The 24,880-nt window shown below is 68.6% G+C and carries 23 protein-coding genes and 1 pseudogene; 9 read left to right on the top strand and 15 right to left on the bottom strand.

All coding sequences use genetic code 11. The annotated features are described in order from the left end of the window. Positions 1–356: 356 nt before the first annotated feature. The 3 genes from tyrS to NI1_RS34450 all read right to left on the bottom strand — a co-directional run bounded on the left by tyrS (position 357) and on the right by NI1_RS34450 (position 3,116). Positions 357–1,661, bottom strand: a complete 1,305-nt coding sequence (tyrS, locus tag NI1_RS34460) for a tyrosine--tRNA ligase (protein WP_067829790.1) — start codon at positions 1,659–1,661, stop codon at positions 357–359. Between the two features lie 207 nt (positions 1,662–1,868). After that, on the bottom strand, positions 1,869–2,297 hold the full coding sequence (locus NI1_RS34455; RefSeq protein ID WP_067829787.1) for a DoxX family protein: 429 nt from the start codon (positions 2,295–2,297) through the stop codon (positions 1,869–1,871). Between the two features lie 147 nt (positions 2,298–2,444). Then, the gene (locus NI1_RS34450) at positions 2,445–3,116 is read right to left on the bottom strand and encodes a FadR/GntR family transcriptional regulator (protein ID WP_067829784.1); all 672 of its coding nucleotides are present in this window, start codon (positions 3,114–3,116) and stop codon (positions 2,445–2,447) included. Between the two features lie 175 nt (positions 3,117–3,291). Here NI1_RS34450 and NI1_RS34445 point away from each other — a divergent pair. Then, a pseudogene (locus NI1_RS34445) lies at positions 3,292–4,662 on the top strand (2-isopropylmalate synthase); the annotation flags it as partial. A gap of 14 nt (positions 4,663–4,676) precedes the next feature. Here the strand turns inward: NI1_RS34445 and NI1_RS34440 are convergent. The 3 genes from NI1_RS34440 to NI1_RS34430 all read right to left on the bottom strand — a co-directional run bounded on the left by NI1_RS34440 (position 4,677) and on the right by NI1_RS34430 (position 7,518). Further along, entirely contained in the window at positions 4,677–5,294 is a 618-nt protein-coding gene (locus NI1_RS34440) for a DNA-3-methyladenine glycosylase (RefSeq protein ID WP_245663546.1), read from the bottom strand. Between the two features lie 54 nt (positions 5,295–5,348). Next, positions 5,349–6,263 carry an RNA polymerase sigma-70 factor gene (locus NI1_RS34435; RefSeq protein WP_439957329.1) on the bottom strand — a complete coding sequence of 305 codons (915 nt, stop codon included), beginning with the start codon at positions 6,261–6,263 and terminating at the stop codon, positions 5,349–5,351. Positions 6,264–6,336: 73 nt separating this feature from the next. Next, a complete protein-coding gene (locus NI1_RS34430; RefSeq protein WP_067829779.1) occupies positions 6,337–7,518 on the bottom strand; it encodes an NAD(P)/FAD-dependent oxidoreductase in 1,182 nt (393 codons plus the stop codon). 180 nt (positions 7,519–7,698) lie between these two features. Between NI1_RS34430 and NI1_RS34425 the strand changes: the two genes are divergently transcribed. Next, complete coding sequence (locus NI1_RS34425) at positions 7,699–8,418, top strand: DsbA family oxidoreductase (RefSeq protein ID WP_067829776.1); 720 nt, start codon at positions 7,699–7,701, stop codon at positions 8,416–8,418. A 93-nt stretch (positions 8,419–8,511) separates the two neighbouring features. Here NI1_RS34425 and NI1_RS34420 read toward each other — a convergent pair whose 3' ends face one another. From NI1_RS34420 to NI1_RS34400, 5 genes are read right to left on the bottom strand one after another with little or no spacing between them, the layout of a single operon-like run. Beyond that, on the bottom strand, positions 8,512–9,738 hold the full coding sequence (locus NI1_RS34420) for a low temperature requirement protein A (RefSeq protein WP_067829773.1): 1,227 nt from the start codon (positions 9,736–9,738) through the stop codon (positions 8,512–8,514). 9 nt (positions 9,739–9,747) lie between these two features. Further along, positions 9,748–10,182, bottom strand: coding sequence for a hypothetical protein (locus NI1_RS34415; protein ID WP_084524174.1), 435 nt, complete (start codon positions 10,180–10,182; stop codon positions 9,748–9,750). Next, positions 10,179–11,474, bottom strand: a complete 1,296-nt coding sequence (locus tag NI1_RS34410; protein WP_245663545.1) for a molybdopterin-dependent oxidoreductase — start codon at positions 11,472–11,474, stop codon at positions 10,179–10,181. The genes NI1_RS34415 and NI1_RS34410 overlap by 4 nt, the downstream gene beginning before the upstream one ends. A 34-nt stretch (positions 11,475–11,508) precedes the next feature. Beyond that, positions 11,509–12,372 (bottom strand): TIGR04282 family arsenosugar biosynthesis glycosyltransferase, encoded by an 864-nt coding sequence (locus tag NI1_RS34405; RefSeq protein WP_084524173.1) that lies wholly within the window; start codon positions 12,370–12,372, stop codon positions 11,509–11,511. Further along, positions 12,369–13,034, bottom strand: coding sequence for a glycosyltransferase family 2 protein (locus NI1_RS34400; RefSeq protein ID WP_067829770.1), 666 nt, complete (start codon positions 13,032–13,034; stop codon positions 12,369–12,371). The genes NI1_RS34405 and NI1_RS34400 overlap by 4 nt, the downstream gene beginning before the upstream one ends. A 124-nt stretch (positions 13,035–13,158) precedes the next feature. On the opposite strand from NI1_RS34400, the gene NI1_RS34395 reads away from it, so the two are divergent. From NI1_RS34395 to NI1_RS34385, 3 genes are read left to right on the top strand one after another with little or no spacing between them, the layout of a single operon-like run. Next, positions 13,159–14,766, top strand: coding sequence for a hypothetical protein (locus NI1_RS34395; RefSeq protein ID WP_084524172.1), 1,608 nt, complete (start codon positions 13,159–13,161; stop codon positions 14,764–14,766). Positions 14,767–14,777: 11 nt separating this feature from the next. Continuing rightward, on the top strand, positions 14,778–15,539 hold the full coding sequence (locus tag NI1_RS34390; protein ID WP_169815679.1) for a response regulator transcription factor: 762 nt from the start codon (positions 14,778–14,780) through the stop codon (positions 15,537–15,539). Beyond that, a complete protein-coding gene (locus NI1_RS34385; RefSeq protein WP_067829767.1) occupies positions 15,529–16,563 on the top strand; it encodes a sensor histidine kinase in 1,035 nt (344 codons plus the stop codon). Before NI1_RS34390 ends, NI1_RS34385 begins: the two co-directional genes overlap by 11 nt. 3 nt (positions 16,564–16,566) lie before the next feature. Here the strand turns inward: NI1_RS34385 and NI1_RS34380 are convergent, their stop codons facing one another. Continuing rightward, entirely contained in the window at positions 16,567–17,625 is a 1,059-nt protein-coding gene (locus NI1_RS34380; protein ID WP_067829765.1) for an NAD-dependent epimerase/dehydratase family protein, read from the bottom strand. Positions 17,626–17,912: 287 nt separating this feature from the next. On the opposite strand from NI1_RS34380, the gene NI1_RS34375 reads away from it, so the two are divergent. The 4 genes from NI1_RS34375 to NI1_RS34360 all read left to right on the top strand — a co-directional run bounded on the left by NI1_RS34375 (position 17,913) and on the right by NI1_RS34360 (position 21,652). Further along, the gene (locus tag NI1_RS34375) at positions 17,913–19,433 is read left to right on the top strand and encodes a multicopper oxidase family protein (protein WP_084524170.1); all 1,521 of its coding nucleotides are present in this window, start codon (positions 17,913–17,915) and stop codon (positions 19,431–19,433) included. A 97-nt stretch (positions 19,434–19,530) separates the two neighbouring features. Next, the gene (locus NI1_RS34370) at positions 19,531–20,259 is read left to right on the top strand and encodes an ABC transporter ATP-binding protein (RefSeq protein ID WP_067829760.1); all 729 of its coding nucleotides are present in this window, start codon (positions 19,531–19,533) and stop codon (positions 20,257–20,259) included. Further along, positions 20,256–21,044: an ABC transporter permease gene (locus tag NI1_RS34365; RefSeq protein ID WP_084524169.1), complete on the top strand. Its 789-nt coding sequence runs from the start codon at positions 20,256–20,258 to the stop codon at positions 21,042–21,044. Before NI1_RS34370 ends, NI1_RS34365 begins: the two co-directional genes overlap by 4 nt. Beyond that, entirely contained in the window at positions 21,041–21,652 is a 612-nt protein-coding gene (locus NI1_RS34360) for a TetR/AcrR family transcriptional regulator (RefSeq protein WP_067829757.1), read from the top strand. Before NI1_RS34365 ends, NI1_RS34360 begins: the two co-directional genes overlap by 4 nt. Before the next feature lie 38 nt (positions 21,653–21,690). On the opposite strand, the gene NI1_RS34355 is transcribed toward NI1_RS34360, so the two are convergent. Genes NI1_RS34355 through NI1_RS34345 form a run of 3 tightly spaced genes read right to left on the bottom strand, consistent with a single transcriptional unit; the run spans position 21,691 to position 24,578 of the window. Further along, positions 21,691–21,912, bottom strand: coding sequence for a Trm112 family protein (locus NI1_RS34355; protein WP_067829901.1), 222 nt, complete (start codon positions 21,910–21,912; stop codon positions 21,691–21,693). A gap of 9 nt (positions 21,913–21,921) precedes the next feature. Then, positions 21,922–22,392 carry a GtrA family protein gene (locus tag NI1_RS34350; protein ID WP_067829754.1) on the bottom strand — a complete coding sequence of 157 codons (471 nt, stop codon included), beginning with the start codon at positions 22,390–22,392 and terminating at the stop codon, positions 21,922–21,924. After that, entirely contained in the window at positions 22,389–24,578 is a 2,190-nt protein-coding gene (locus tag NI1_RS34345; protein ID WP_245663553.1) for a hypothetical protein, read from the bottom strand. Before NI1_RS34345 ends, NI1_RS34350 begins: the two co-directional genes overlap by 4 nt. Positions 24,579–24,880: the final 302 nt, after the last annotated feature.

Genomic DNA, 24,880 nt, shown 5'->3' with positions numbered 1-24,880 from the left:
GTTTTAGATCTGAAGTTGATCAGATGTCCAACGAGGCAACCGTTCCAGCCTAACCTCAAGTCTCGACAGAGTCAAGAACTAGTTTTCGGCTGGAGTGTTCAAAGCCAGGCGCTCCTCGTACAACCTCGTTTCCGGATCCTCGTTTCCAGCCTCTGAGCTGGGCGTTTGGCACCCGGTCGGTGTCCGTGTCGCTCTGACCTGGACTAAGTTACGCCCAGGAAAACGCTAATGCAAATCGCCTGGTGAGCGCGGTGTCTGTGCAGGTCGCGGACCCCCGAAACAACAAGATCGCCGGGTCGGGGCACGATTCTGTGACCCAGCTCTCGGCGATCTTGTTTTCGTATCGGTCCGGCGGATTACGAACCCGCGCGACGCACGCCGGCGAAGTTCTTCTTGCCCCGGCGCAGTACCAGCCAGCTGCCGTGCAGGTAGTCGGCGTCGGACGGGGTCCACTCCAGATCGGCGATCTTGGTGTTGTTCACCGAGACGCCACCTTCGTTGACGGCGCGGCGGGCGGCGCCGCGGCTCTCCGACAAACCGGCCGCGACCAGCAGATCCACGATGGTTTCGCCCGGCTTGGCCTCGGCGACCGTGCCGTCGACGGCCGCTTCGGTCAGGGCCGCGCCCAGGGTGGGCTCGTTCAGATCGCGGAGTTCACCGCGACCGAACAGGGCCTGGCTGGCGAGCTGCACCGCCGCGGTGTTCTCCTCGCCGTGCACCAGCGTGGTCATCTCCGCGGCCAGGCGGCGCTGCGCCTCCCGGGCGTGCGGGCGCTCGACGGTGGCCTGCTCCAGTTCGTCGAGCTCCTCGCGCGAGAGGAAGGTGAACCAGCGCAGGTAGCGGACCACATCCGCGTCGGCGGTGTTCACGAAGTACTGGTACCAGGCGTAGGGGCTGGTCATCTCCGGGTCGAGCCAGAGGCTGCCGCCACCGGTGGACTTGCCGAACTTCTTGCCGTCGGCCGAGGTGACCAGCGGGACGGTGAGGGCGTGCACGTGCTCGCCGTCGACGCGGCGGTTCAGCTCGACGCCGGCGATGATGTTGCCCCACTGATCCGAGCCGCCGACCTGCAAGGTGCAGCCGTGGTTGCGGCGCAACTGCAAGTAGTCGTTGGCCTGCAAGAGCATGTAGGAGAACTCGGTGTAGGACATGCCGTCGGACTCCAGGCGGCGCTTCACCGTGTCGCGGGCCAGCATCACGTTCACCGAGAAATGCTTGCCGATATCGCGCAGGAAGGAGACCGTGCTCAGCGGGCCGGTCCAATCCATGTTGTTGGCGATGATCGCCGCGTTGGGGGCATCGCCGAGGTCGACGAAGCGCTCCAGCTGGGAGCGGATGCGCCCGGCCCATTCGGCCACGGTGTCGGTGGAGTTCATGGATCGCTCGCCGACGTCACGCGGATCGCCGATGAGACCCGTTGCGCCACCGGCCAGCACGATCGGGCGATGGCCGGCCCGCTGGAAACGCTTCAGCGCGAGCAACGGGACCAGGTGCCCGGCGTGCAGGGAGGCCGCGGTCGGATCGAAACCGGCATAGAGGGTGATCGGGCCCTTGGCCATCTCGGCGCGCAGGGCGTCGAGGTCGGTGGACTGCGCGATCAGCCCGCGCCAGGTCAGTTCGTCGATGATGTCGGTTCCGCTCACGGTTACCCATCTTTCCATTCCGCCTCTTCGGGACTTCAGCGCCCGGCTGACCTGCCGTCGGCTGCTCAACATGCGGCGGCAACTCCGGGACGCAGCTATCTCGGGCGTACCCGACGAGTTACCCCGAACGTCGCGAAACCAGTTGTCACCCGACATACGAAGTCCGCCGCCGATTGTGATCGGCGGCGGACTTCGGGTCGAGCCAATATCCGGGTTGTCGAGCGGCTAGCGCTTCACCAGGGAGGTGAAGGTGGCGAAGCTGTCGCGGCGCTCGTAGGCGATCCAGGCGAAGATGACGGCCAGGATCAGGGGGAAGGGCGCCAGGGCGGGGGCGTCGAGCAGGAAGATCTGGGTGGCGGCGGCCAGCACGGTGGTGATGGACAGGCCGGCGGCGGCGGGACCGGTGAGGCGGGGAACCAGCAGGCCGATGCCGCCGGAGACCTCGACGACGCCGGTGAAGTAGCGGAACCAGTCGCCCCAGCCGATGGTTTCGAAGGCGTGCACGGCGTCGGCCTGACCGACCAGCTTGGGCAGGCCGGAGGCGATGATGAAGAACAGGCCGAGCACGATCTGGAGGGTCCACAGGACGCGGTTGCGGGTCTTGCCAGGGGTGGCGTTGGCGACGGACTGGGCGGGGGCGGCGATGGCGGTCATTTCGAGTTTCCTTACGGGGCTTGGGTTTCGGTGGGTGCGGCGCGCTTGCCTGTATTGACGGAGCCCGGCACGGAAACTCATCGCGGGTGCGGAAGAAAATTTCGAGACGGCCATCGGAGGTGGTCAGGGGCGGTTTCCCGGCCGGAGTCAGCGCTCGAAGGCGGCCTTCAACGCGGTGAGATGGACCCGGCTGGCGGTGGCGGCGGCCTCGGGATCGCGACCTCGGATGGCGGTATAGAGGAGTTCGTGGGCGTCGTGGTCCGCCCCGGGGTCACGCATGGGCCGGATGCGCAGCATGTCGATCATGGCTTGCCGCAGGCGCGGGACGAAGGCGTCGAACATCTGGATGAGGATGTCGTTGTGCGCGGCGGCGATGACGGTGCGATGGAACGCGGTGTCGGCATCCACCAGCTCTTCGATGCCTTCCCCGGCTTCGGCGCGCGCGGCCAGCGCGCGCAATAGGGCGCGCAGGTCCGCGGGGGTGCGGCGCCGGGCCGCCAATGCGGCGGCTTCGGCTTCGATGGCGATGCGCGCCTCGATGACGGTGACGATGTCCGCGCGGCGCAGCACCGTGTCCCAGTCTTCGGTCACATCGAGCGCGGTGAGGAAAACCCCTGCGCCCTGGCGGCTTTCGAGTACGCCCTTGCCCGCGAGTTCGCGGATGGCCTCGCGCAGGGTAGAGCGGCCGACGCCGAGCTGCGCGGAGAGCGTGGTCTCGCCGGGCAGTCGATGGCCGAGCGCCCACTCCCCCGCGCGAATCCGGCCGAGCAGTACCTCGGCGGCCTGGGCGGCGAGCGGGTGTCGCTGGACCTGCGCCATACCTGGTCTACCTCTCTACTTGTCTGAGGAGTTATCACCCTCTAGTCTAGGCCACATGCATACGGGTGCCCTGCTTCTCCTTCGTCGCCGCGACGGGGTCTGATCGACCGGCACCCCGTCCGCGGGTCGATGTGCTGCGCCGGTCATCTCCACCGACGCGAAGGAATTTTCGAGTATGTCCACTTCCACGACCTGGAATCGCCAGCAGCCCTCCCCCATGCCCTCGCAGCGTTATCGCGATGTGTACGAACGGGTTTCGGTTCCCTTGACCGATCGGCGTTGGCCGGGCAATCGCATCACCGAGGCGCCGCTGTGGGTGCCGGTGGATCTTCGGGACGGCAATCAGGCGCTGGCCGAGCCGATGGATCCGGCGCGCAAACGACGGTTCTTCGAGCTGCTGGTCGCCATGGGCTACAAGGAGATCGAGGTCGGGTATCCGAGCGCCTCGCAGACCGATTTCGACTTCGTGCGATTGATCGGCACGGCGGGGCTGGCCCCCGAGGATGTCACCATCGTGGTGTTCACCCCCGCCCGGCGGGATCTGATCGAACGGACGGTCGAGTCCGTTCGCGGGATCACCAATCCCGTTGTGATTCATATGTATATCGCCACCGCACCGACCTGGCGCGAGGTGGTGCTGGGGGTCTCGCGCGACGGCGTGGCCGATCTGATCACCGCGGGCGGGCGCGACATTCTGGAACTGGCCGGGGATATGCCCAATGTGCGGTTCCAGTTCTCCCCCGAGGTGTTCATGTTGACCGAACCGGATTTCGTGCTGGATGTCTGCGATCGGATCACCACGCTGTGGGATGCCACGCCGCAGCGGCCGGTGACGCTGAATCTGCCCGCGACAGTGGAGATCGCGACACCGAACGTGTACGCGGATCAGATCGAATACATGCACCGGAACCTGGCGCGGCGAGACAGCGTGATCCTGTCGGTGCATCCGCACAATGATCGCGGGACCGGCGTGGCCTGTGCGGAGCTGGCGGTGCTGGCGGGTGCGCAGCGGGTGGAGGGTTGCGTATTCGGGAACGGCGAGCGCACCGGCAATGTGGATCTGGCGACGCTGGCCTTGAATCTGCATGCGCAGGGCGTGGATCCGGGCATCGACTTCTCCGATATCGATGCCGTGGCCGCGACGGTGGCCGAGTGCACCCGCATGCCGATTCATCCGCGCCACCCGTACGCCGGGGAGCTGGTGTACACGGCGTTCTCGGGGACGCATCAGGACGCGATCAAGAAGGGGTTCGCCGAGCATCGGGAGCGGGCCGCGCGGCTGGGCCGGGACGAGCGTGAAATCCCTTGGGAGGTACCGTATCTGCCCATCGATCCGGCGGATGTGGGCCGCACCTACGAGGCGGTGATCCGGGTGAATTCACAATCCGGCAAGGGCGGGATCGCCTACTTGCTGGAGGCCGGGTACGGCTTGACCCTGTCGCGGGAGACCCAGGTCGAATTCGCCCGGCACGTGCAGGAATACACCGATCGCACGGGCGCGGAGGTGACGGCGCAGACCCTGTGGGAGCTGTATCAGCAGGTGTATGCGACGAAGTAGGTCTAGCCCGCGGCCCGCGGTGCGCGCGGGCTGCGGCGGTAGGCCGACACGGCCGGGGATTCCGGCAGCCACAGCCGCCAGGGCACGTCGGCGGCCAGGCTGACACCGACGCGCGGGCCGACGGCGATCGCCGACAGGTCGGTGAGCTCCGGCCCGAGTTCGAGGCGGATGGGCGCGGCCGGGTCGAAGAGCCGGGTGCCGTAGTCCGCCAACCGGATATCGAGCGCGCTGCCGACATTGCCGGGTCCGCGGGCCAGGTCGGCGTCCTTGCGGGCGGCGGGTCTGCGGGCGCGCGCTTCGTCGATGCCGGCGATGATCTCCCCCGCCCGGATGAGCACCGCACTCGCGATGCCGTCGGGGCCGGTGGTGACGTTCACGCAGGTGTGCATGCCGTAGCTGAAGTACACGTACAGCACCCCCGGCGGCCCGAACATGGCGGCATTGCGTGCGGTCCGCCCGCGGCCGGAGTGCGCGGCCGGATCGGGCCAGGGTCCGCCGGGGTCGCCGCCGTACGCCTCGACCTCGACGATCCGCATGCCCACCGCGCCGGACCACAGTGTCGCCCCCAATATCCGCCGGGCGGCGGCCAATGGTTCGACGGCGAGTTCCTCGGCAGACACGAGGCCCGATTCTGCCATCGCCGCCGGAGCCGGCGGGACATGACCGTTGCCGGTTCAGGCTTTCGGTTCGTCCGCGCGCGCGATCCCGGCCAGCTTCTGCGGATTGACCTGGAAGCGAATGTTTTCCATGCGGCCGTCCACCAGGTCGAAGGTGAGTGCGCCGCCGCGGTAGTCGCCGAGGGTGAACAGCACGCTCAATTCGCCGTTCACCATGGCGGTTTCCAGGCCGAAGCCGGTGGATACCGGTTTGGCCAGCACGCCGAGGATCCAGCGCGCCACATGGTCCGGGCCGTGCAGCGGGCGGCGCGCGGCGGTGACGATGCCGCCGCCGTCGTTCCAGAGCGTGACATCGGGGGCCAGCAATTGCATGAGGGCGTTGAGATCGCCGCCGTGGCAGGCCGCCATGAATTTCTCGGTGATCTCCGAGCGGGCTTCGGGGTCGGCGTCGAAGCGGGGGCGGCGCGAGTGCACGTGATTGCGGGCGCGATGCGAGATCTGGCGGACGGTGGTTTCGGGGCGGTCGAGGAAGCCGGCGATCTCGGCGTGCGAGTAGCCGAAGACTTCGCGCAGCACGAAGACGGCGCGTTCGACGGGGGCGAGGGTCTCCAGGACCACCAGCATGGCGGTCGAGACGGTATCCGCCATTTCGGTCTCCTGGGCGGCGTCGGCCGCGGTGATCAAGGGCTCGGGCAGCCATGGGCCGATATAGGTTTCGCGGGTGGCGCGGGCGGAGGTGAGGCGGTTGAGCGCCAGATTGGTGACCGTGCGGACCAGGTAGGACTTGGGGTGTTCCACCGAATCCCGGTCCACCGCATGCCATTTCAACCAGGTGTCCTGGAGGATGTCCTCAGCGTCGGTGACGGTGCCCAGCATCTGGTAGGCGGTTCCGAAGAGCAGGCGACGGTGTTCGACGAAGGGGTCGATACCGCCGTCCGGGGTGTCGGTCGCGTGGTCCTGCATGGAACTCATACCTACCGGTCTAGTAGTCGGAGCGTCCAGCGGGGCCGGAATCGAATGCACCGTCCGGCCCCACCTGGCGCCTTCACGCCGGCTTCCGCGTGGCACGGCCGCCGTTGGTCATCGCCACCTGCACATTCACGTGCTTGCTCATCTTGAAGGCCGGTACCGGGCTGCTCGACACGCTCTCCTTGTAGAAGACGGCGGCCTTGCCCTTCAGGTACCAGCGCTTCGGGGTGTCGTCGGCATTGGTGAACTGGATGACCGCGTCGCGGCGGCCGAGGCTGACCGGCTGGTGGAAGTAGCCGATCCGGAAGGGCTTCGGCTGTTTGCCGCGCAGCAGCCGGGTGAGGGCGGCGGCGGTGTAGGCGGCGCTGGGCATGCCGGTCTGGCAGGTGCCGTGCACCCGGCCCCACGCCATCTCGATGGCGGCGGCGTCGCCGATGGCGTGGATCTCGGGGTGCGAGACCGAGCGCAGGGTGGCATCGGTGATGATGAGTCCCTTTGCGTCCGTGGCGATGCCGGCCTGCTTGGCCAGCGGCGAGACCTTGACGCCCGAGGTCCACAGGGTCAGGTCCGCGGGCAGCAGTTGACCGGTGTGCAGCCGGATCGCGTCCGGCAGCACCTTGGTGACCTGCACACCGGCCACGCGGATCACGCCGAGCCGGTCCAGCGCGCGGTTCAGGTGGGCGCGGGCCTTCTCCCCCATCATGGCGCCGGGCTCGCCCGAGCCGACCAGGGTGACGGTCAGGTCCGGGTGCGCTTCGGCGATCTCGGCGGCGGCTTCGATTCCGGTGAGACCGGCACCGCAGACCACGACATTGCCGCGCCGGGCGGCGGTCTCGGTCAGGCGCAGCGAGAACCGGTGTGCCAGTCGCGGATCGTTGAGCGTCCAGGCGTGTTCGGCGACGCCGGGGACCCGGGTGGTGTCGGTGGCACTGCCCAGCGCGTACACCAGGTGGTCATAGTGCAGCGCCGTGCCGTCGTCGAGAGTGATTGTGCGGGTACCGGTTTCGATGGCGGTGGCGGCCGCCTGGCGGAATTCGATGCCGGTGCCGGCGAGCAGCTCGGGAATCATGTACTGATTCAGTTCCTGACCGGCGGCGATCTGGTGCATGCGCAGGCGTTCGGTGAACCGGGCCGCGGGGTTCACCAGCGTGATCCGCACCCCAGCCAGTTTGCGAGTCCGACGCGCCAGCTGGATGGCGGCCAGCATGCCGGTGTAGCCCGCGCCGAGGACGACGATCTTGTGCGTGGTGGCGTTCATGGCTTGCTCCCTTGGGGCCGTTCCTATTCGGTCGGCTATGGGACAAACCAGGTGCGCTGAACGTGACAACCAGGCACTGTGACGCGGGTCACGCCGGAATTCCCGGCACCGCATCCGGGTTGAAACACCTGGTGGCGGGCCATCCGGTCCGCGAAAACAGTGTCGTTGGAGTGAGGTGTGATGGCCGTACAGGTCGAGATCTGGACCGATATCAACTGCCCGTTCTGCTATCTGGGCAAGCGCCGGTTCGAAGAGGCGTTGCAGGCGTTCCCGCATCGTGACGCCGTCGAGGTGGTGCATCGGTCCTTCGAGCTGGACCCGTCACTGCCCAAGGGTCTCAGCGATGCGGTGGTGCCGCACATCGCCGAGAAGTACCGGATCAGCGAGGCGCAGGCGGCGGCCAATGAGCGCGGGATCGGCGCGCAGGCCGAGGCGATGGGCTTGCCCTATCGCACCGAGGGCCGCGATTTCGGCAGCAGTTTCGATATGCACCGGCTGCTGCATTTCGCTTTGGAACAGGGTCGCCAGGAGGCGCTGCTGGATGCGCTGTACGCGGCCAACTTCGCCGATGAGCGTCCGCTGTTCGGTGATACCGAGCGCCTGGTCAAGGTTGCGGTGGACGCGGGATTCGACGAGGCCGCGGTGCGGGCGGTGCTGGACGACCCCGACGCCTACGCCGACGCGGTACGCAAGGACGAGGCCGAGGCGGCGCAGCTCGGTGCCCGCGGTGTGCCGTTCTTCGTGCTCGATCGCAAGTACGGCGTGTCCGGTGCGCAGCCGGCCGAGGTGTTCGCGCAGGCCCTCGAACAGGCGTGGAGTGATCACGCACCGGAGTTGCAGATCGTCGCGGATGCCGACACCTGCGGTCCCGACGGGTGCGCACTGCCCGATCGCGCCTGAACAATCGACGAATCGGGCCCGGCGGCGCACCGCCGGGCCCGAAATCGTTTGCCGGTCAGTCTTTTCCGGCGCTCAACCGGTCGCGCCCAGCGGTCACCGCTCGCCGACCGCAGCGGGTCCGGCCGCATCGCCGCCGTGTATGCCGGAGCCGGTTCCGACATAGGAGCTGTGGTCGCCGGCCCGCAGGCTCATCAGATCGTCGGCGATGACGAAGGCGTAGCCGACCAGGAACAGCACCAGCAGCTGACCCCATGCGACCCAAGCGGTGCCGATCGGGGCGGTGGCCAGCACGGCGGCCGCCGCGATGAGCCGCCACCACGGCCGTGGCAGGCCGAGCACCAGCCGGAACGCCCACTGGCCCAGGAAATAGAGGGCGACACCACCGGACAGGGCGAGGGCGGCGGCCGTGGTGGCGGGCGAATTGCCGTGCGCGATGGTCATTTTCAGCCCGGCAGCGGTCATGGTGATGCCGAGCAGCAGCGCGAAGAAGGAGTAGCCGTAGGCGAGCACGGCCGGGCGGCCGCGTGCCGGGCCGGGCAGGGCTTCCAGGGCGTGTTCGCCGCGCTCGTCGTCGAGGCCGAAGTAGGCCCACCACAACGCGTAGGAGAGCCCGAGGCCCAGGCCGACCGTGGCGACCAGGCCGACCGTGATGTCCATGCCGGTCAGGCTCGCGCCCATGGAGACGATCGATTCGCCCAGGGCGACAATGAGAACCAGCCCGTGCCGTTCGCAGAAGTGCTTGGTGCGGATCGTGAAACCGCTCGGATCCATCAGATACGGCGTGATGATCTGCATGCCGAACGCCAGCCCCCACAGCAGGTAGCGCGGCCATTCGTGGATCAGGCCGCCCGCCAGCACCAGGCCCGCCGATACCGCGTTGAGCGGACCCAGGCGCAGCACCGCGGCGACGACTTGCGTACCGCCGTTGGAGCGGAACATCAAGGTGTGCACGGTATTGATCAGCAGATAGGCCAGGCCGAAGGCGAGACCGGAGCCGGTGAACGCGCCCGGGATCGCCAGCGCCAGCACGAAGAACCCGAACATGCCGATGAGCAGCCAGGTGCGACGGGCGCTGCTGCTGGGCGCGACCTCGTTGGTCAGCCACACGTACCCGTCGTACATCCACCAGATGATGCCGAACATGAGCGCGACCTGGCCGAACGCCGCCCACCCGGGGTGGTGGGTGAAGGAGTGGGTGAGCTGGGTGATGGTGAACACGAAGACGAGGTCGAAGAACAGCTCCAGGGTGGAGGCGCGTAGCTGCCCGCCCTCGGCGGTGTTCTCGGCCTCGCTCGCCGATTCGGAATCCTTGCTGGTCACGACCAGAGATTAGAGGTCGGGCGGGGCGGGCGCGAGCGGTGGGGCGGCGTGTTCGCGGCGAGAGATCAAGGTGCTGGCGACCGCCGCCCAGACGACGGCCAGGGCGATCAGCAGGCCCAGGGTGTAGTCGCGGTCCAGGACGGTGTCGTTGCCGGGGACCGCGCCCTCGCGGCCGAGCATCGGGACGGCGATCAGAATCAAGGCGAGTGAGATGAACGCCCCGGCCGCGCACGCGGGCCACCAGCGCGCGGGGAGCAGTCGATGCCCCGCCAGGCCGAGCAGGGCGGCGAGCGGGCCGAAGATCAGGTCGTCGGCGAGGATGCCGCCGACGAACCAGAGGGCAACGGATTTCAGGTCCGCGGTGGAGAGTTCCAGCAGCAGGCCGATGCCGTAGGCGGCGATGGCGATACCGAAAACGGCCAGGGCACAACGGAACACGGTCATGACAGTTCCTCGATGGATTTCAGCCATTTGGTTTGCAGGACGCCGGGGCGATTCGGGGCGATGAGGCGGCAGGGGTAGCCGTGGTCGAGGGAGAGGTCTTCGCCATTGAGGCGCAGGGCGATCAGCGTGGAGTCGTCGAGCACATGCGGGCGCGGGAGGGTGGAGGAACCGTAGATGCCGGTGGTCTCGAGCGAGACGAACCGGACGTCGCCGCCGCGGTAGTCGCCGACCTGAGCCAGCAGGTCGGACAGGCGTACGCCGCTCCAGTTGCCCTGGGCGCTCCAGCCTTCGACGCAGGCGATGGGCAGGGCGCTGTCATGCTGTGGCAACGCTTCGAGGTCGCCGCGGGAGAAGTTGCGTGTCGCGCCGCCGACGGTCACCCGCAGCGCGTAATCGGCGGCCCGGGCGGTTTCGGTGACGGCGGCCGCCGCTGCCGTGCGATTGATCGGAATGCCTTGCGGGCCTTCACCGCTGCGCGGTGCGAGCAGCGAAACCCAGCGCAGGAACGGCACCGTCTGACCGGCGACGGCCAGACCGGCGACCACCGCACCCAGACCGGCGGCGGTGAGCACCGCTCGCCGCGAAAGCCCGTGCGCGGGGGCCCGTTCCGGTCGCGATCCCGGCTCCGGGTCCGTGGCCGAACTCCGTCCCGTATTCGTGGCCACGCCCACATCCGGCCCCGGCCTCACATCCGCGCCCGCTTCGGCAGCCCCCGCACGCGGGACGGCCTTCGCACCCACATCCGTTTTCCGGTTCGAGCCCTGGATCGGATCGGCGAGCGCGTGCCGCACGATCGGGAGTTTCACCGCCACGTGCAGCACCGCCGCGCCGAGAGCGAGGTAAGCCATGGCGTAGTGGGCGGTGGGAAAGAAGAACTTCCACGGATAGTACTGGGCCGTATTGAACAGCCCGGTGACCAGCTGGAACAGCACCGCACCGATCAGCACCGCCACCGAAAGCCGTTCCAGCAGATCGGCGATCCCGCCGGTGAGCTTGTTCAGTACGGGCGCGCGGAACAGCCGCGGGAACACCGACCACAGTTTGATCAGCACCAGCGGGATCAGCATGACGCCGACGGTGACGTGCACGCCCTGCGTGACACGGTAGAGCCACACCGGATGCGCCGGCCACCGGAACCAGTCCGGCGGATGCTGAATCAGATGGCTGATCAGACCGGTGAGGAACACGACGAGCAGGCCGGCGCCGAGGGCAATACCGACCCGCGCCGTGACCGCCGTCGAGCGGGCGGGGCTGATACGGCGGCTCAGCGCGGGCGGTAGCAAGGTCTTCACGAACGTCCTTCACGAGCCGACGGAGCGGCGAGATTCACAGCGCGACCGCTGTTTTCGTCGAGTACAGATCGAGCACGGTGCGCGCGAAGCGGCCGTGTGCGACCGGGGCGACCGCGAGCAGATCCGCATAGGTGTCCACGTCGGTGAGTTCCGGCAGCGCGTGCACCTGAACTCCGCAGCGGCGCACCGCGGCAGCGGTCAGCTCCCCGGTGCGGTCGGTGGACATGGGCACCTCGGTGAGCGAGCGGGCCGGGCGCGGATCGCTGAGACCCAGTGCCCACCAGCCTCCGTCGGTGGCCGGGCCCAGTACCGCCGCGCCGGATTCGACCAGCCGGGCCGCCGATTCGGCGAGCAGCCGGGGCGAAGCCTGCGGGGTGTCCATGCCGATCTGCAATACCGGCAGGCCGAATCGGGAGGCATCGGCGTGCGCGTTGGCCAACCGCTCGCCGAAGGCCTCGCCCCGCTGCGGCACGACGGTGAAATCCTTGAGCGCCGAGGCGATTTCGATGCGCCGTTCGGCGCGGTCCAGGTCGCCGGTCCACGCCACCATGCGATGCCGGACCCCGCTGTCGCGCACCGATTCGAGGGTGTCCAGCAGCGCGCACGCCGCCAGGTAGGCCGCTTCGACCGGTGAGAACGGTGGGGTGAGGCGGGTTTTCGCGAATCCCGGGATCGGGGCCTTGGCCACGACGAGCACGGTCGCGCCGATCGGCTCCGATGCGGTGCCGGGCCGGACCGCACCGGCGGACCGCACTCCGGGCGCCTCCGATCCGGCGGTTTCACAGGCGGCCAGCGCACCGGCGATCTCCGCTCCCGCGGCCCCGGCGACACGGCCGTCGCTCGATTTCGGTGCGGGAAGCCATGGAAAGCCGTCCCGGTCTATGTCTTTCGGGTTCATCGGACACTCCAGAAGTCGCGGGCGGCGCGCAGGGTGCCGAGCCAGGAGCCGGACACCTTGGAATCGCCGTGGGTGCGGGGGCTGTAGGTGATGTCGCGTTCGATCACCAGCCAGCCGGCGTGGGCGGCGCGGGTGAGCAGGGCCAGCGGGTAGCCGGAGCGGCCGTGCAGGTGGCCGAGGGCCTGGAGCCGGTCGCGGCGGGTGACCCGCATGGCGGCGATGTCGTGGACCGGGAGGCCGTAGCGGCGGCGCAGCCGGAAAGCGAAGGCCCAGTTGCCGATTCGGGTGTGCACGGGGAACGCGCCCCGCCTGGTGGGGCGGCGGCGGCCGACCACCATGTCCACGCCGGGCGTGAATTCGGCTACCAGACGGGGTAGTTCGGCGGGGTTCATGGAACCGTCGCCGTCCAGGACGGCCACCAGTTCGGTGGTGGCGGCGTCGACTCCGGCGTGTACGGCGCTGCCGTAGCCGGGGGTGGATTCGCTCACCACGGTCGCGCCGGCGGCGCGGGCGACCTCGGCGGTGGCGTCGGTGGAACCGTTGTCCACCACGATCACCCGGTAGCCGGATGGGATTGCGGAGAGTACGCCGGGCAAGGCGCCTGCCTCGTCCCGGCAGGGGATCACCACGGTGACCCCGGGCTGCCCGGTCGATTCGGTCATGGCCAAGACCGTACGGGCTGACCCGCCGGTTGGAGCGGCTGACACGATGACAAAAGTATGACGGGAGCTGGCTCGATGCCGTTTCACCTGGGTTCGCGCGCGCGGCGGGCATAGGGTTGCCGGCATGGTGAACGCTTCCGCGACGAAGGTCGCGCGGTATGTGCCCCGCCGGGTCGATCGCCTGTGCGCCGGAATCGCCGTGCTGCTGGTCGTGACCGCGTTCCTATTACCGCGAATCATGGGCAAACAGTGGCGGGATGCGTTGTACGCGGGCGCGGCCCCGATCTTCGGGGTGTGGTCGCCGCACGTCGGCTGGGGTACGGCGCCGGCCCTGGCCATCGCGGCGGGTGTGGTGCTGCACGGTCCGGTGCTGGCGCAACGCTTGTCGTGGGGGCGGCTGCTATTCACCGGCTGGATCGCCGCCATGGCATGGGCGTTCGCGCTCGCCATGGTGGACGGGTGGCAGCGCGGGTTCGCGGGCCGGCTCACCACCAAAGACGAGTACCTGCACGAAGTCGGTGGTGTCGGTGGAATCCGCACCATGGTCAACGGATTCGCCGGGCGCATTCTGGATTTTCAGCCCGATTCCTGGACCACGCACGTGTCCGGGCATCCACCGGGCGCATTGCTGGTGTTCGTGCTGCTGGATCGGATCGGCTTGGGCGGCGGCGCGTGGGCCGGGACGCTGTGCCTGCTCGCGGGCACCAGCGCGGTGGTCGCGGTGGCGGTGACCCTGCGCGCGCTGGGTTCGGAGTTACGGGCCCGGGCCGCAATGCCTTTCCTGGTGCTGGCTCCGGCGGCGATCTGGATCGCGGTGTCGGCGGACGCGCTCTTCGCGGGCGTGGGCGCATGGGCCGTCGCCCTGCTGGCCCTGGCCACTCGGCTGGAAAAGGATTGGCCGGTCACCGCGCTGGCGGCGGGATTGCTGTTCGGGTTCACGCTGTATCTCAGTTACGGCCTGGTGCTGATGGCGATTCCGGCCGCGGCGGTGCTGGCCGCACGCAGCTTCCGCCCGCTGCTGCCCGCGCTGCTGGGCGTGGCGGTGGTGGTAGCGGCGTTCACCGCCGCCGGATTCTGGTGGGTGGACGGCTATCACCTGGTGGTCGAGCGGTACTACCAAGGCATCGCCAGTGAACGGCCGTACTCCTATTGGGTGTGGGCGAATCTGGCGGCGACAGTCTGCGCGGTCGGACTGGCCACGGCGGCGGCCGGGTATCGCGTAGGGAGCGGATTACGCCTGCTACCACCGCGACCGGCGATGGTGCACCGCCCGGACGGAGGGGCTCCCGCCCAGGGGCCGGAGACCGATCTCGCCGCGGCCGAGCCCGCCCACCGACGAAGCACCGCTCTCCGCACCGAGCACCGGTCGCCACGCCGTCCGACCCCGTGGGATCCGCCCGGAGCGACGGACGCGCCGCTGCCGAGCCACACTCCCCCGAAACCGCCGACCGTGACCGCCGCTTCCGCTCTCGACTCGGCGCGAAAGTGGCTGGGGCACTGGCGCTCCGAGGTCGATCCGGCGGCGCTGGTCGCGGCGGCGGGGGTGCTCGCCATTGTCGCCGCGGACCTGAGCGGGCTGAGCAAGGCCGAGACCGAGCGGATCTGGCTGCCCTTCGAGGTGTGGGCGCTGGCGGGGACCGCGCTGCTGCCGCGCGACAATCAACGCGGCTGGCTGGCCGTACAAGCCGTGGGCACACTGCTGATCGCCCACCTGATACTGACGAATTGGTGAGGGCCGTGCGCATTCTGGTGGCAGATGACGATCCGGTGGTGCGGGATGTGGTGCGCCGCTATCTGGAACGGGACGGTTTCGAGGTGGTGGAGACCGCGGACGGGCGCGCCACACGAGAAGTCCTCGACCGCAACGACATCGATCTGGCGGTGCTGGATGTGATGATGCCCGCGCCGGACGGGATCGAACTGGTGCGGGCGGTGCGGGCCGGGCCGCATCCGGAGACGCCGATCATTCTGCTCACCGCGCTCGGCGAGGAGGACGATCGGGTGATCGGGTTGCAGGCCGGCGCGGACGACTACGTGACGAAGCCGTTCAGCCCGAAGGAACTGGCGCTGCGGGTGGCGTCGGTGCTGCGGCGGGCGCGGAGCGGGCCCGTCTCCGATCAGGTATTGCGCGGCGGCACCATCGAATTGCGGCAGGATTCACGCACGGTGACCATCGCGGGACGGCCGGTACAGCTGACCGCGCGCGAGTTCGATCTGCTGGCGTTCCTGCTCGCGCATCAGCGCCGGGTGTTCAGCCGCGAGGAGCTGCTGTCACAGGTGTGGGGCTGGGATTTCGGGGATCTGTCCACGGTCACCGTGCATATCAAGCGATTGCGCGCCAAACTCGGCGACGCACACCTCATCGATACCGTGTGGGGGCGCGGATATGCCTGGGGCCGAGTGGATTCCGCAGAGGACACGGTAGGCGACGGGCCCGCACCGGGACGATCCGGCTCGGGCGCCGGGGCGGATCCCGACCGGGCGGGCGGCGGCCGTGCCGACTGACACCTCCGGCCTCGTCGGCTACGCGCTCGCGGGATCATTGCCGGTGGTGCTGCTGGGCGCGCTGTTGCTGCGCCACACCCGCAATCGCGCGGTCACCACCAGTCTGGTTGTGCTGGTACTGATCCCGACCCTGGCCACGCTCGCCGGGGTGGTGGCGGTGAGCGGGCTGATGTTCGACGACGCATTGGAGCGCACCGGCATCGTGCTGGGCGTGGTGACGGCGGTGACCCTCCCCGCGGCCGTGCTGATGGGGCGAGCGCAGGCGCGAACCATGGTGTGGGAGAAGGAGATGCTGGCGCAGGAGCGCGCCGCCGAACAGTCCCGGCGCGAACTGGTGGCCTGGGTGAGCCATGACCTGCGCACCCCCCTCGCCGGTATCCGCGCCATGGGTGAGGCGCTGGCGGACGGCGTGGTCAGCGGGCAGCAGGATGTACAGCAGTACGCGAATCAGCTGGTGCGGGAGTCGAATCGGCTCTCCGCCATGGTCGACGACCTGTTCGAGATGTCGAAGATCAATGCCGGGGCCTTGCGGCTGGAGCTGGAGCCCGTCGACCTGCGCGAGGTGATCGACGAGGTGCTGGCCGCCAATCGGGCGACCGCCGAACGAGCGGAGATCACCCTCGAGGCGATGCAGCCCGGATACCGAATTCCGGTGTCGGGCAGCGACCGCGCGCTCGGGCGGGTGCTCACCAACCTGGTGGCCAATGCGCTCGCCCACACCCCGTCCGGCGGGCGTATCTCGCTCTCCGCCGGAATCGGCGACGGGCAGGCGTGGGTCAGAGTCGACGACACCGGCCCGGGTATCGCCGAAGCCGATCTGCCCCGCATTTTCGAGATCGCCTACCGCGGCACCGCCGCCCGCACCCCCACCGCCGACGCGCTCGGCAGCGGCAGCGGCATGGGCCTGGCCATCGCGGCCGGACTGGTCAGCGCGCACGGCGGCGAGATCCACGCCGAGAACCGGGAGCAGGGCGCGCGTTTCGAGATCCGCCTGCCGCTGCTCCGGTCCACCGGCGCGCACTGAGAGCTACCGCCAACTGGGCGCGCCCACCCCGACGGCCGCACGCAAGGGGGCGGTGGCGAATTCGGCCAGCCCCTGCCGGGGGCTCACCGAGGCGGTGAAACCCAGTGCGGTGCGCGCCCTTTCGGGGCTGGCGACGATATGCCGCACATCGCCGGAACGGAAGTCGCCGGTGACGACCGGGGGCTTGCCGCCGTGCGCCGTCGCGAGCAGGGCCGCGACTTCGGCGATGGTGATGGGGGTGCCGGAGGCGATATTCAGGGGTACGAAACCTGGCAGCGGACACTCCAATGCGGCGAGGTTGGCGGCGGCGATATCGCGGACATGCACGAAATCGCGGGCCTGGCAGCCGTCTTCGAACACCCGCGGCGATTCACCCGCTTCCAGACTGGAGCGGAAGATGGCGGCGACCCCGGAATACGGTGTGTCCCTGGGCATATCGGGGCCGTATACGTTGTGGTAGCGAAGCGCGGTCACGGTGGAACCGGTGGCCGTGGCCCAAGCGGTCGCGTAATGCTCCTGCGCCGCTTTGCTCGCCGCGTACAAGCTGCGCGGCCGCACCGGCGCATCCTCGTCGATGGGAGCCCAGGTGAGCGGTTCACCCTCGGCGCTCAGGTGATCGAAGACCCCGCGCTCGAGATCCTCGCGGCGACGCGGAGCCGGCTCGGCGGCCGCCCCCGACGCATCGAGGTAACGCCCCTCCCCGTACACCACCATGGACGAAGCCAGCACCAGGCGACGGCATTTCGCGCGATCCATGGCCGCGAGCAGCACGGCCGTGCCGAGGTCGTTGTGGCTGGCATACGCGGGCGCGTCCTGGGCGTCGACCCCGGCGCCGACCACGGCGGCCTGATGGCAGACGGCATCGATGCCGCGCAGGTACGGGTCGAGCGCACCCGGGTCACGCACATCCACCCGTTCGATGCCGCTGGGTGGTAGTGCGGCGCATCCGTGCGCGGCGGCGAGCATGAGATCGACAGCGACGACCTCGTGCCCGGCGTCGGAGAGTGCGCGATGAATGTGCGATCCGATGAATCCGGCGGCACCGGTCAGCAATACCCGCACGGGCGGCCTCCATCGGTCGTGGGAACAGCGGTCATGCCGGAGATTGTGGACGCCGGGTGGGCCGCGCGTCACCACGACATACCGCCGTTCCGCCGATGGTCAGACTTTCGTCAGCACAACCCGCGACATTCAGGACAAACCCACCAGCACGGCACCACACCGATATCCCGAGCGGCAGGAGTATCGAGGCCCAGGGGTGACACAGGGTGATCTCGGGGTACGGGTCCGGGAGAATCTCCGGGCGCTGCCCGATGTGGGGGCGGGGCTGGTTTTCCTAACGTCGGCGCATGGTTGGTGGACGATCGCGGGCCCGGCGAATACTGCTGGGGCTCGGGGCATTCGTGGTGGTCATCGCGTTGACGGTGGGCGGCTGGTTCGGGTGGACGTATTCCCGGGCGGACGTGTCCACGGTCGGGATGGCGATGACCGAGGAGTTATGGGTACCGCCGCTGGCCGACTCCACGGTGGAGGCGGACGGTACGCGGGTGTTCGAGCTGGACATGCGCGCCGGGCAGAAGGAGTTCCGGCCGGGGCGGCAGACGGCGACCTGGGGATTCAACGGGGATTATCTCGGCCCGACGTTGCGCGCGAATCGCGGTGAGCGGGTGCGAGTTCGGGTGCGCAATGACCTGGCCGAGGATTCGTCGGTGCACTGGCACGGCATGCATCTTCCGGCGGCGATGGATGGCGGCCCGCATCAGCCGGTGCGGGCGGGCGGGACCTGGACTCCGGAGTGGACGGTGGATCAGCCCGCCGCGACGCTCTGGTATCACCCACATCCGCACGGCGCCACCGAATCTAACGTGCGCAACGGCCTGGCGGGGATGTTCGTTCTCGGCGACGACACCGCATCGGCGCTCACCCTGCCGCACACCTACGGGGTGGACGATCTGCCGGTGATCGTGCAGGACGTGAAGTTCGACGGTAACCAATTCCGTTACGGCCGTGGAATGTTCGCCGATGTCGGGACACTCGGCGATCGGACCATGGTCAATGGCACGCTCGCGCCCTACCGGACGGTCAGCGACGAACTGGTGCGGTTGCGGCTGCTCAATGCCTCGACGGCGCGGATCTACGATTTCGGCTTCTCCGACAGCCGCGCGTTCGACCTCATCGGCACCGACGGCGGCCTGCTGGAGCATCCGGCCACGCTCGAACATGTCCGATTGTCGCCGGGCGAGCGAGCCGAGATCGTGGTGCGGGTGCGGCCCGGCGAGCGGGTGACGCTGCGCAGTGAAAACCCCGACCTGGGACTGGATTTCTTCGGCAGCCGGTTCAGCGGCGGCGACGATCGATTCGATCTCCTGGAATTGCGTGCGGCCGAAACCTTGCGCTCGTCCCCCGCGGTGCCCGCCACGCTGGCGCCCGCGGCTACCCCGCAGGCGTCGGATGCCGCGCGGGAGCGGACTTTCGACCTCGACTTCGGCACCATCAACGAGCACGCGATGGATATGAACCGGATCGACGCGACCCTCACCCGCGGGGAGACCGAACTGTGGACGGTGCGCAATCGCGACGGCATGCCGCACAACTTCCACATTCACGATGTGCAGTTCCGGGTCGCCGAGGTGGATGGCAAGACGCCGCCGGCCGCCATGAGCGGCCCGAAGGACACCGTGTTCCTGCCGCCGGACAGCACGGTGCGGCTCGCGGTGCGCTTCGACGGACCCGCCGATCCGAACAATCCGTACATGTTTCACTGCCATCTGCTCTGGCACGAGGACCTCGGCATGATGGGCCAGTTCGTGGTCGTCGATCCGGGCGCGAAGGCCGGCTCTCCCCCGGCTCACCAGCACTCCGGGCACTGACACGCCGCGACACGCAAGCGGGTCTTGACGATCACGGGCGGCCGGGCACACAATTCATCACGTAGTGAATTCAACACTCGATGAATTGAGGCCGACCGTGACGTCGCCGAACACAGCCGCCATCGCGATAGAGCACCTGGAGGTGCGTCGCGGTGGCCGGCAGGTACTCCAGGACATCTCGCTCACCGTGCCGCGCGGCAGCATCACCGGACTGCTGGGGCCCTCCGGCTGCGGCAAGACCACCCTCATGCGCAGCATCGTGGGCACCCAGATCATCGAAACCGGGTCGGTGCGGGTGCTCGGCGACGAGGCCGGGTCACCCGCGCTGCGCCGCCGGGTCGGTTACGTGACCCAGGCGCCGAGCATCTACGACGATCTCAGCGTCACCGACAACGTCTCGTATTTCGGTGCGCTGTACGGCTGTTCGAAGACCGATGTCGAAACCGCCATCGCCGCGGTCGGTTTGAGCGGGCACGCCGGGAATCGCGGCAATCAGCTCTCCGGCGGGCAGCGCACCCGCGTCTCCCTGGCCTGCGCGCTGGTGGCGAATCCGGAACTGCTGGTGCTGGACGAGCCGACCGTCGGCCTGGATCCGGTGCTGCGCGCGGACCTGTGGGAGCAGTTCCACGCGCTCGCGAAACAGGGCCGCACCCTGCTGGTTTCGAGTCACGTCATGGACGAGGCCGAGCACTGCGACAAACTGCTGCTGATGCGCGAGGGCCGGCTGCTGGCTCAGCTCAGCCCCGACGAATTACGCCACGACACCGGCGAATCCAGCCTGGAGCACGCCTTCCTCGCGCTCATTCGAATGGGAGAACAGCTGTGACCGCCACCCTTTCGCGTCCCGCCGGACCGCGACCGCTGCGCTGCTACACCGCCACCACCGTGCGTATCCTGCGCCAATTGCGCGCCGACCATCGCACCGTGGCCATGATCCTGGTGGTGCCCGCCCTGCTCATGACATTGCTCTACTTCGTCTACAAGAACTATCCGGTCATGCCCGGCGCGCCCCGGTTGTTCGACCGGGTCGGCATCACCATGCTCGGCATCCTGCCGTTCGTGGTCATGTTCCTGATCACCGCGATCGCCATGCAGCGGGAACGGGTTTCGGGCACCCTCGAACGCCTGATGACCACGCCCCTGGCCAAGTTCGACCTGCTCGCCGGCTACGGCACCGCCTTCTCGGTGGCCGCCACCGGGCAGGCCGTCATCGCCTGCGTGGTCGCGTTCTGGCTGCTGGATCTCGAGTCGGCGGGCAGTCCACTCCTGGTGATCCTCATCGCCGTGCTCGACGCGGTGCTCGGTGTCGCCCTCGGTCTGCTGGCAAGCGCCTTCGCCCGCACCGAATTCCAGGCCGTACAGTTCATGCCCGTGATCGTGCTCCCCCAATTCTTCCTCTGCGGCCTGCTGGTCCCGCGCGGCCAGCTCCCCGGCTGGCTGGAAGCGATCAGCAATGTGCTGCCGTTGAGCTACGCCGTGGACGCGCTGCAACAGGTCTCCACCCACACCGGCGTCACCGGCCAGATGTGGCGTGATCTGGCGATCGTGGCGGTATTCGCCACCGTCGCACTGGCTCTCGGCGCGGCAACCCTACGCAGGCGCACCGCGTGACCTCGGGCAACGGCAGCCGCAGCGGCCGGCGCCCGGGACAATCCGGCACCCGGGAGGCGATCCTCGACGCCGCCCGGGTGCGGTTCGCGGAGGTGGGTTTCGACAAAGCCTCCATCCGCTCGATCGCCACGGCGGCGAGCGTGGATCCGGCTCTGGTGCACCACTATTTCGGCACCAAACAGGAATTGTTCACCGCCGCACTGGAATTGCCGATCGATCCGCAGGTCGTGCTGGCGCAGATCGCCACCGCGCCGGTGGAGCGGCTCGGCGAGACCATCGTGCGAGCCGTGGTCACCACCTGGGATTCGCCGGTGGGCGTGCAGGCGGTCGCGGCCTTCCGGGCCCTGCTCGGCAGCGGCGATCCGGCCTTGGCGCGCGCCTTCCTGCTCGAGGTCGTGCTCAAAGATGTACGGTCCCGGGTCGATTCCCCGCCCGGCACCGGAGACAAACGCGCCACCCTGGCCGCGTCCCAGCTCGCCGGCCTGCTGATGACGCGCAAGATCATCCAACTGGAGCCGATCGCCTCCATGTCCATCGACGAAGTCACCGCCATCGTCGGCCCGACCGTCCAGCGCTACCTGACCGGCGACCTCGACTGGTCGCAATAGTCCTCCGGGTCCTGCGCGGCGCGGACTACCGGACCGGATCAGTCCTGGGCGATGAAGACCGAGTGCTCGGCGTCCTCGACGTCGCGGGCCTCGTCCACGAGCAGCACCGGGATGCCGTTGTCGATGGGGTAGGCGCGCTGGAGGCGGGGGTTGTAGAGCACGGCGTCGCCGTTGTCGTCGTGGACGAGCTTGAGCGGGCCTTTGTCCTGGGGGCAGGCGAGCAGGCTGAGCAGGGTGGCGTCCAAGGTTTCCTCCGACATGGTCACAACCTACCGGGCCGACGGTTCGGGGTGGGAATCGTGGGCGGGGCGGCGGAAGGAGATGTGGCGGTGGCCGAAGAAGCTGGCCACCGCCACCAGGGCCATGACGGCTATCGCGGAGAGGTTCTTGGGCAGGTCGAGGATCGAGACCGCGAACCAGAGCAGGGCGGTGTTCAGCAGCATGCCGACGAAGTTGACGCCCACGAAGGCGATGAAATCACGCAGGACCTGGCCGCGGACCCGGAAGACCAGGGTGCGGTGCAGGACGAAGGCGACGGGCAGGCTGATGCAGTAGGCCGACGGGACGGCCAGGGCGGCAGCGGCATCGGTGGAGAGCGGTCCGTCGAGGACCGCCAGCCACATGATGGTGAAGCCCATACCCATGAGCGTGTTGAAACCGCCGACCAGGGCGAAGGCGATCTCCTGCCGCCGGACCAGCTTGAGCAGCGGCCCGGCGGGCGTGGAGTCGACGGCCGTCACGAGAGCGAGTCCGCCAGTTCACGATCCGGGCGCGGCGGGGCCGGATGGTCGCCGCCGTCCCCGTCGTCGCCGTCGTCCCGGCGGGAACGCAGCCACAGCCATTGCAGCAGGCCCAGGCCGATCAGGCCCGCGGCGGCCGAGGCGATGCCGATCTTCCAGCCCGGCGGCCGCCAGGACAGCTCGAGTTCGGCGTTCTTCGTGCCGGCGGGGATATCGACCGCGACGAACACCTTGGCCACCGTGGTGAACGGAATCGTCTTGCCGTTCAAGGTGACTCGGTACCCGGGCCAGCCCAGCCGCGAGAAGGTCAGGCGGCCACCGGTTTCCGAGGACACCCGCAGCGTGCTGGTGGTGCCGGACTCCGAAGTCGAAGTGGCGGTGACGTTGTGAGCATCGCCCACACGGCCGTTCACGGTGGAGATCGGCCCGTTGTCGCGTTCGAGCACCCAGATGTACTTCTCGTGACCGGGCACGGGCACGAAATGCCAGCCGTCGGGCGCGGGTTGGTTGCCCGCGTCGGGGAACATGGCCTTCTGCAACACGATCCGGTCGATCAGCATGAGATCGGCGAGGGTGCGCCCGGTGGCCGGTTCGGGGGCGAACATGCGGCGGTAGGAGTCGGGACAGACGCTGCCGTCCCAGCGCATGCAGAGCATCTCACCGAAGTAGAAGTGGCCGTTGGGCGTATAGCCGTTGACGTAGTTCTGCTCGAGATCCTTGGCGTAGTTGCCCCAGACCAGGGAACCGTACGCGCCTTGCAGGCTCTTGTCGGCGGGCTGCAACAGGCCGCGGTCGCCGAGCTGCAAGGTGGTGCCGGTGTCGAACTTCGGGAACGCCGCCTTGGCGTCCTCGCGATTCGCGGGCAGGTTCCAGGACATGATGTTCGGCTGGGCGGCATCGACCTGGAAGTAGGCGATGGGGAACATGGCCACGATGGCCAGCGCCACGCCCGCGCCCAGTCCCTTGTCGCGCACCAGCCACACCACCCCCGCACCGAGCGCCGCGACGACGACCGCCGACAGCAGATGCCAGACCATGTGGTGCGGGTCGGCGGAGAAACTGCGCACCCAGAGCGCGAGGATCAGCACGCCCGCCGCGATGCCGCGATTGCGCCACCCGCGCACCGTGCCGAAGCGCCCGAGCAGCACGCAGACCAGCACCAGCAGACCCAGCGCCAGCATCGGCAGCACGCGCGCGGGCCAGCGCAGCGGGCCGATCGTCCCCGGCCCGGCGGTCCAGAACAGCGCCATCAACGCGAACAGGGCGATGGATACGAACTGCTTCCAGTGCTGCCGCGCCGCATGCCAATCCACGAAGGCCAGCGCCGGAATCAGGAACCAGGCGATGTAGACCATGGGCAGCGGCTGCACGTACCCCCACCAGGAGGTGAAGGCGGGCATGGTCGAGGGCAGCGAGGCGTTCAGCGATTCCGACCACGGCACCGTCAGGAACTGGTCGTTATTGATCTGCGAGGTGCCGCGCCAGCTCACCTTGGCCGAGAGCATCGAGGGCAGGAAGGTGATCAGGCCCGCCAGGCCCGCGCACAGGGCGACGGCCGCGAGCCGGGAGATCGGAGCCCAGGTCGCCTTCCATCCGCGCACCACCAGTTCGCCGACCGCGACGGCGGCCAGCATGAGCACCGCCTCCACCGCGGGGAACACGTACTGCACCGAGATCGCCAGGTACAGGAAGACGAAGACCGGGATCGGCCCGCTCCTGCCGCGCGAGTACCGCACCGCCGACGCCCAGGCGTGGATCATCCAGGCGGTGCCGGTCATGGAGGTGATCCAGCTGGCGGAATCGAAGAAGAGGAAGAACCCGGTGAAGGGGAACGCGACGCCCGCCGCGGCGGCCCACTCCGGCCGGCTGCCGTAGGCGAGGCAGACGCGGTACACGCCGAGCCCGGCGATGATCGCGAAGATCAGTTTGACGATGGTGGCGTACACGGCCAGGTTCGGCACCGAGGGCGCGATCAGATCGATCAGCAGCTGCGGCGGGTTGAACAGTCCCGCTTCCTCATTGGTGTAGTTGCCGCTCATCCACTGCTGCGGCACCAGCAGCGGGAAGTCGCCGTCGCGGAAGGCGCGCCCGAAGAACACCCATAAACCGGTGTACTGGGATTCGGTGTCGTCGGTGTAGAAGTGGCGGGCATCGGCCAGTAACACCGCGAGATAGCCGAGCGTCACCCCGACCGCGGTGATCAGCCCCCAGCGACGTACATCACGCCGGGCGGTGTCGTGGGTTGCCGAGTCTGCTCCGGCCTCGGGATCGGCGGCCCGCGCCACCGTCGAAAATGCACTTTCCACCACGAGTTCCAGACCCTACAGGGCGTCGCGGTGGAAGGCATCGACCCATGACGCAATGATGATGGGGTGAGCAAACTCCGAGCCGAATTCCGCGACCTGCACCGTGTTAGAGTTCACGGCGGCTCGGGCTCTGTAATTTGGCGAGGAGTTCCGGCACGCACCGTCTTCGAAAGTCGATCCAG

The organism is Nocardia inohanensis NBRC 100128, assembly GCF_001612945.1.
GTDB lineage: Bacteria > Actinomycetota > Actinomycetes > Mycobacteriales > Mycobacteriaceae > Nocardia > Nocardia inohanensis.
Note: the sequence above shows the minus strand (reverse complement) of the source record. Positions and strands in the feature narration are given on the sequence as shown.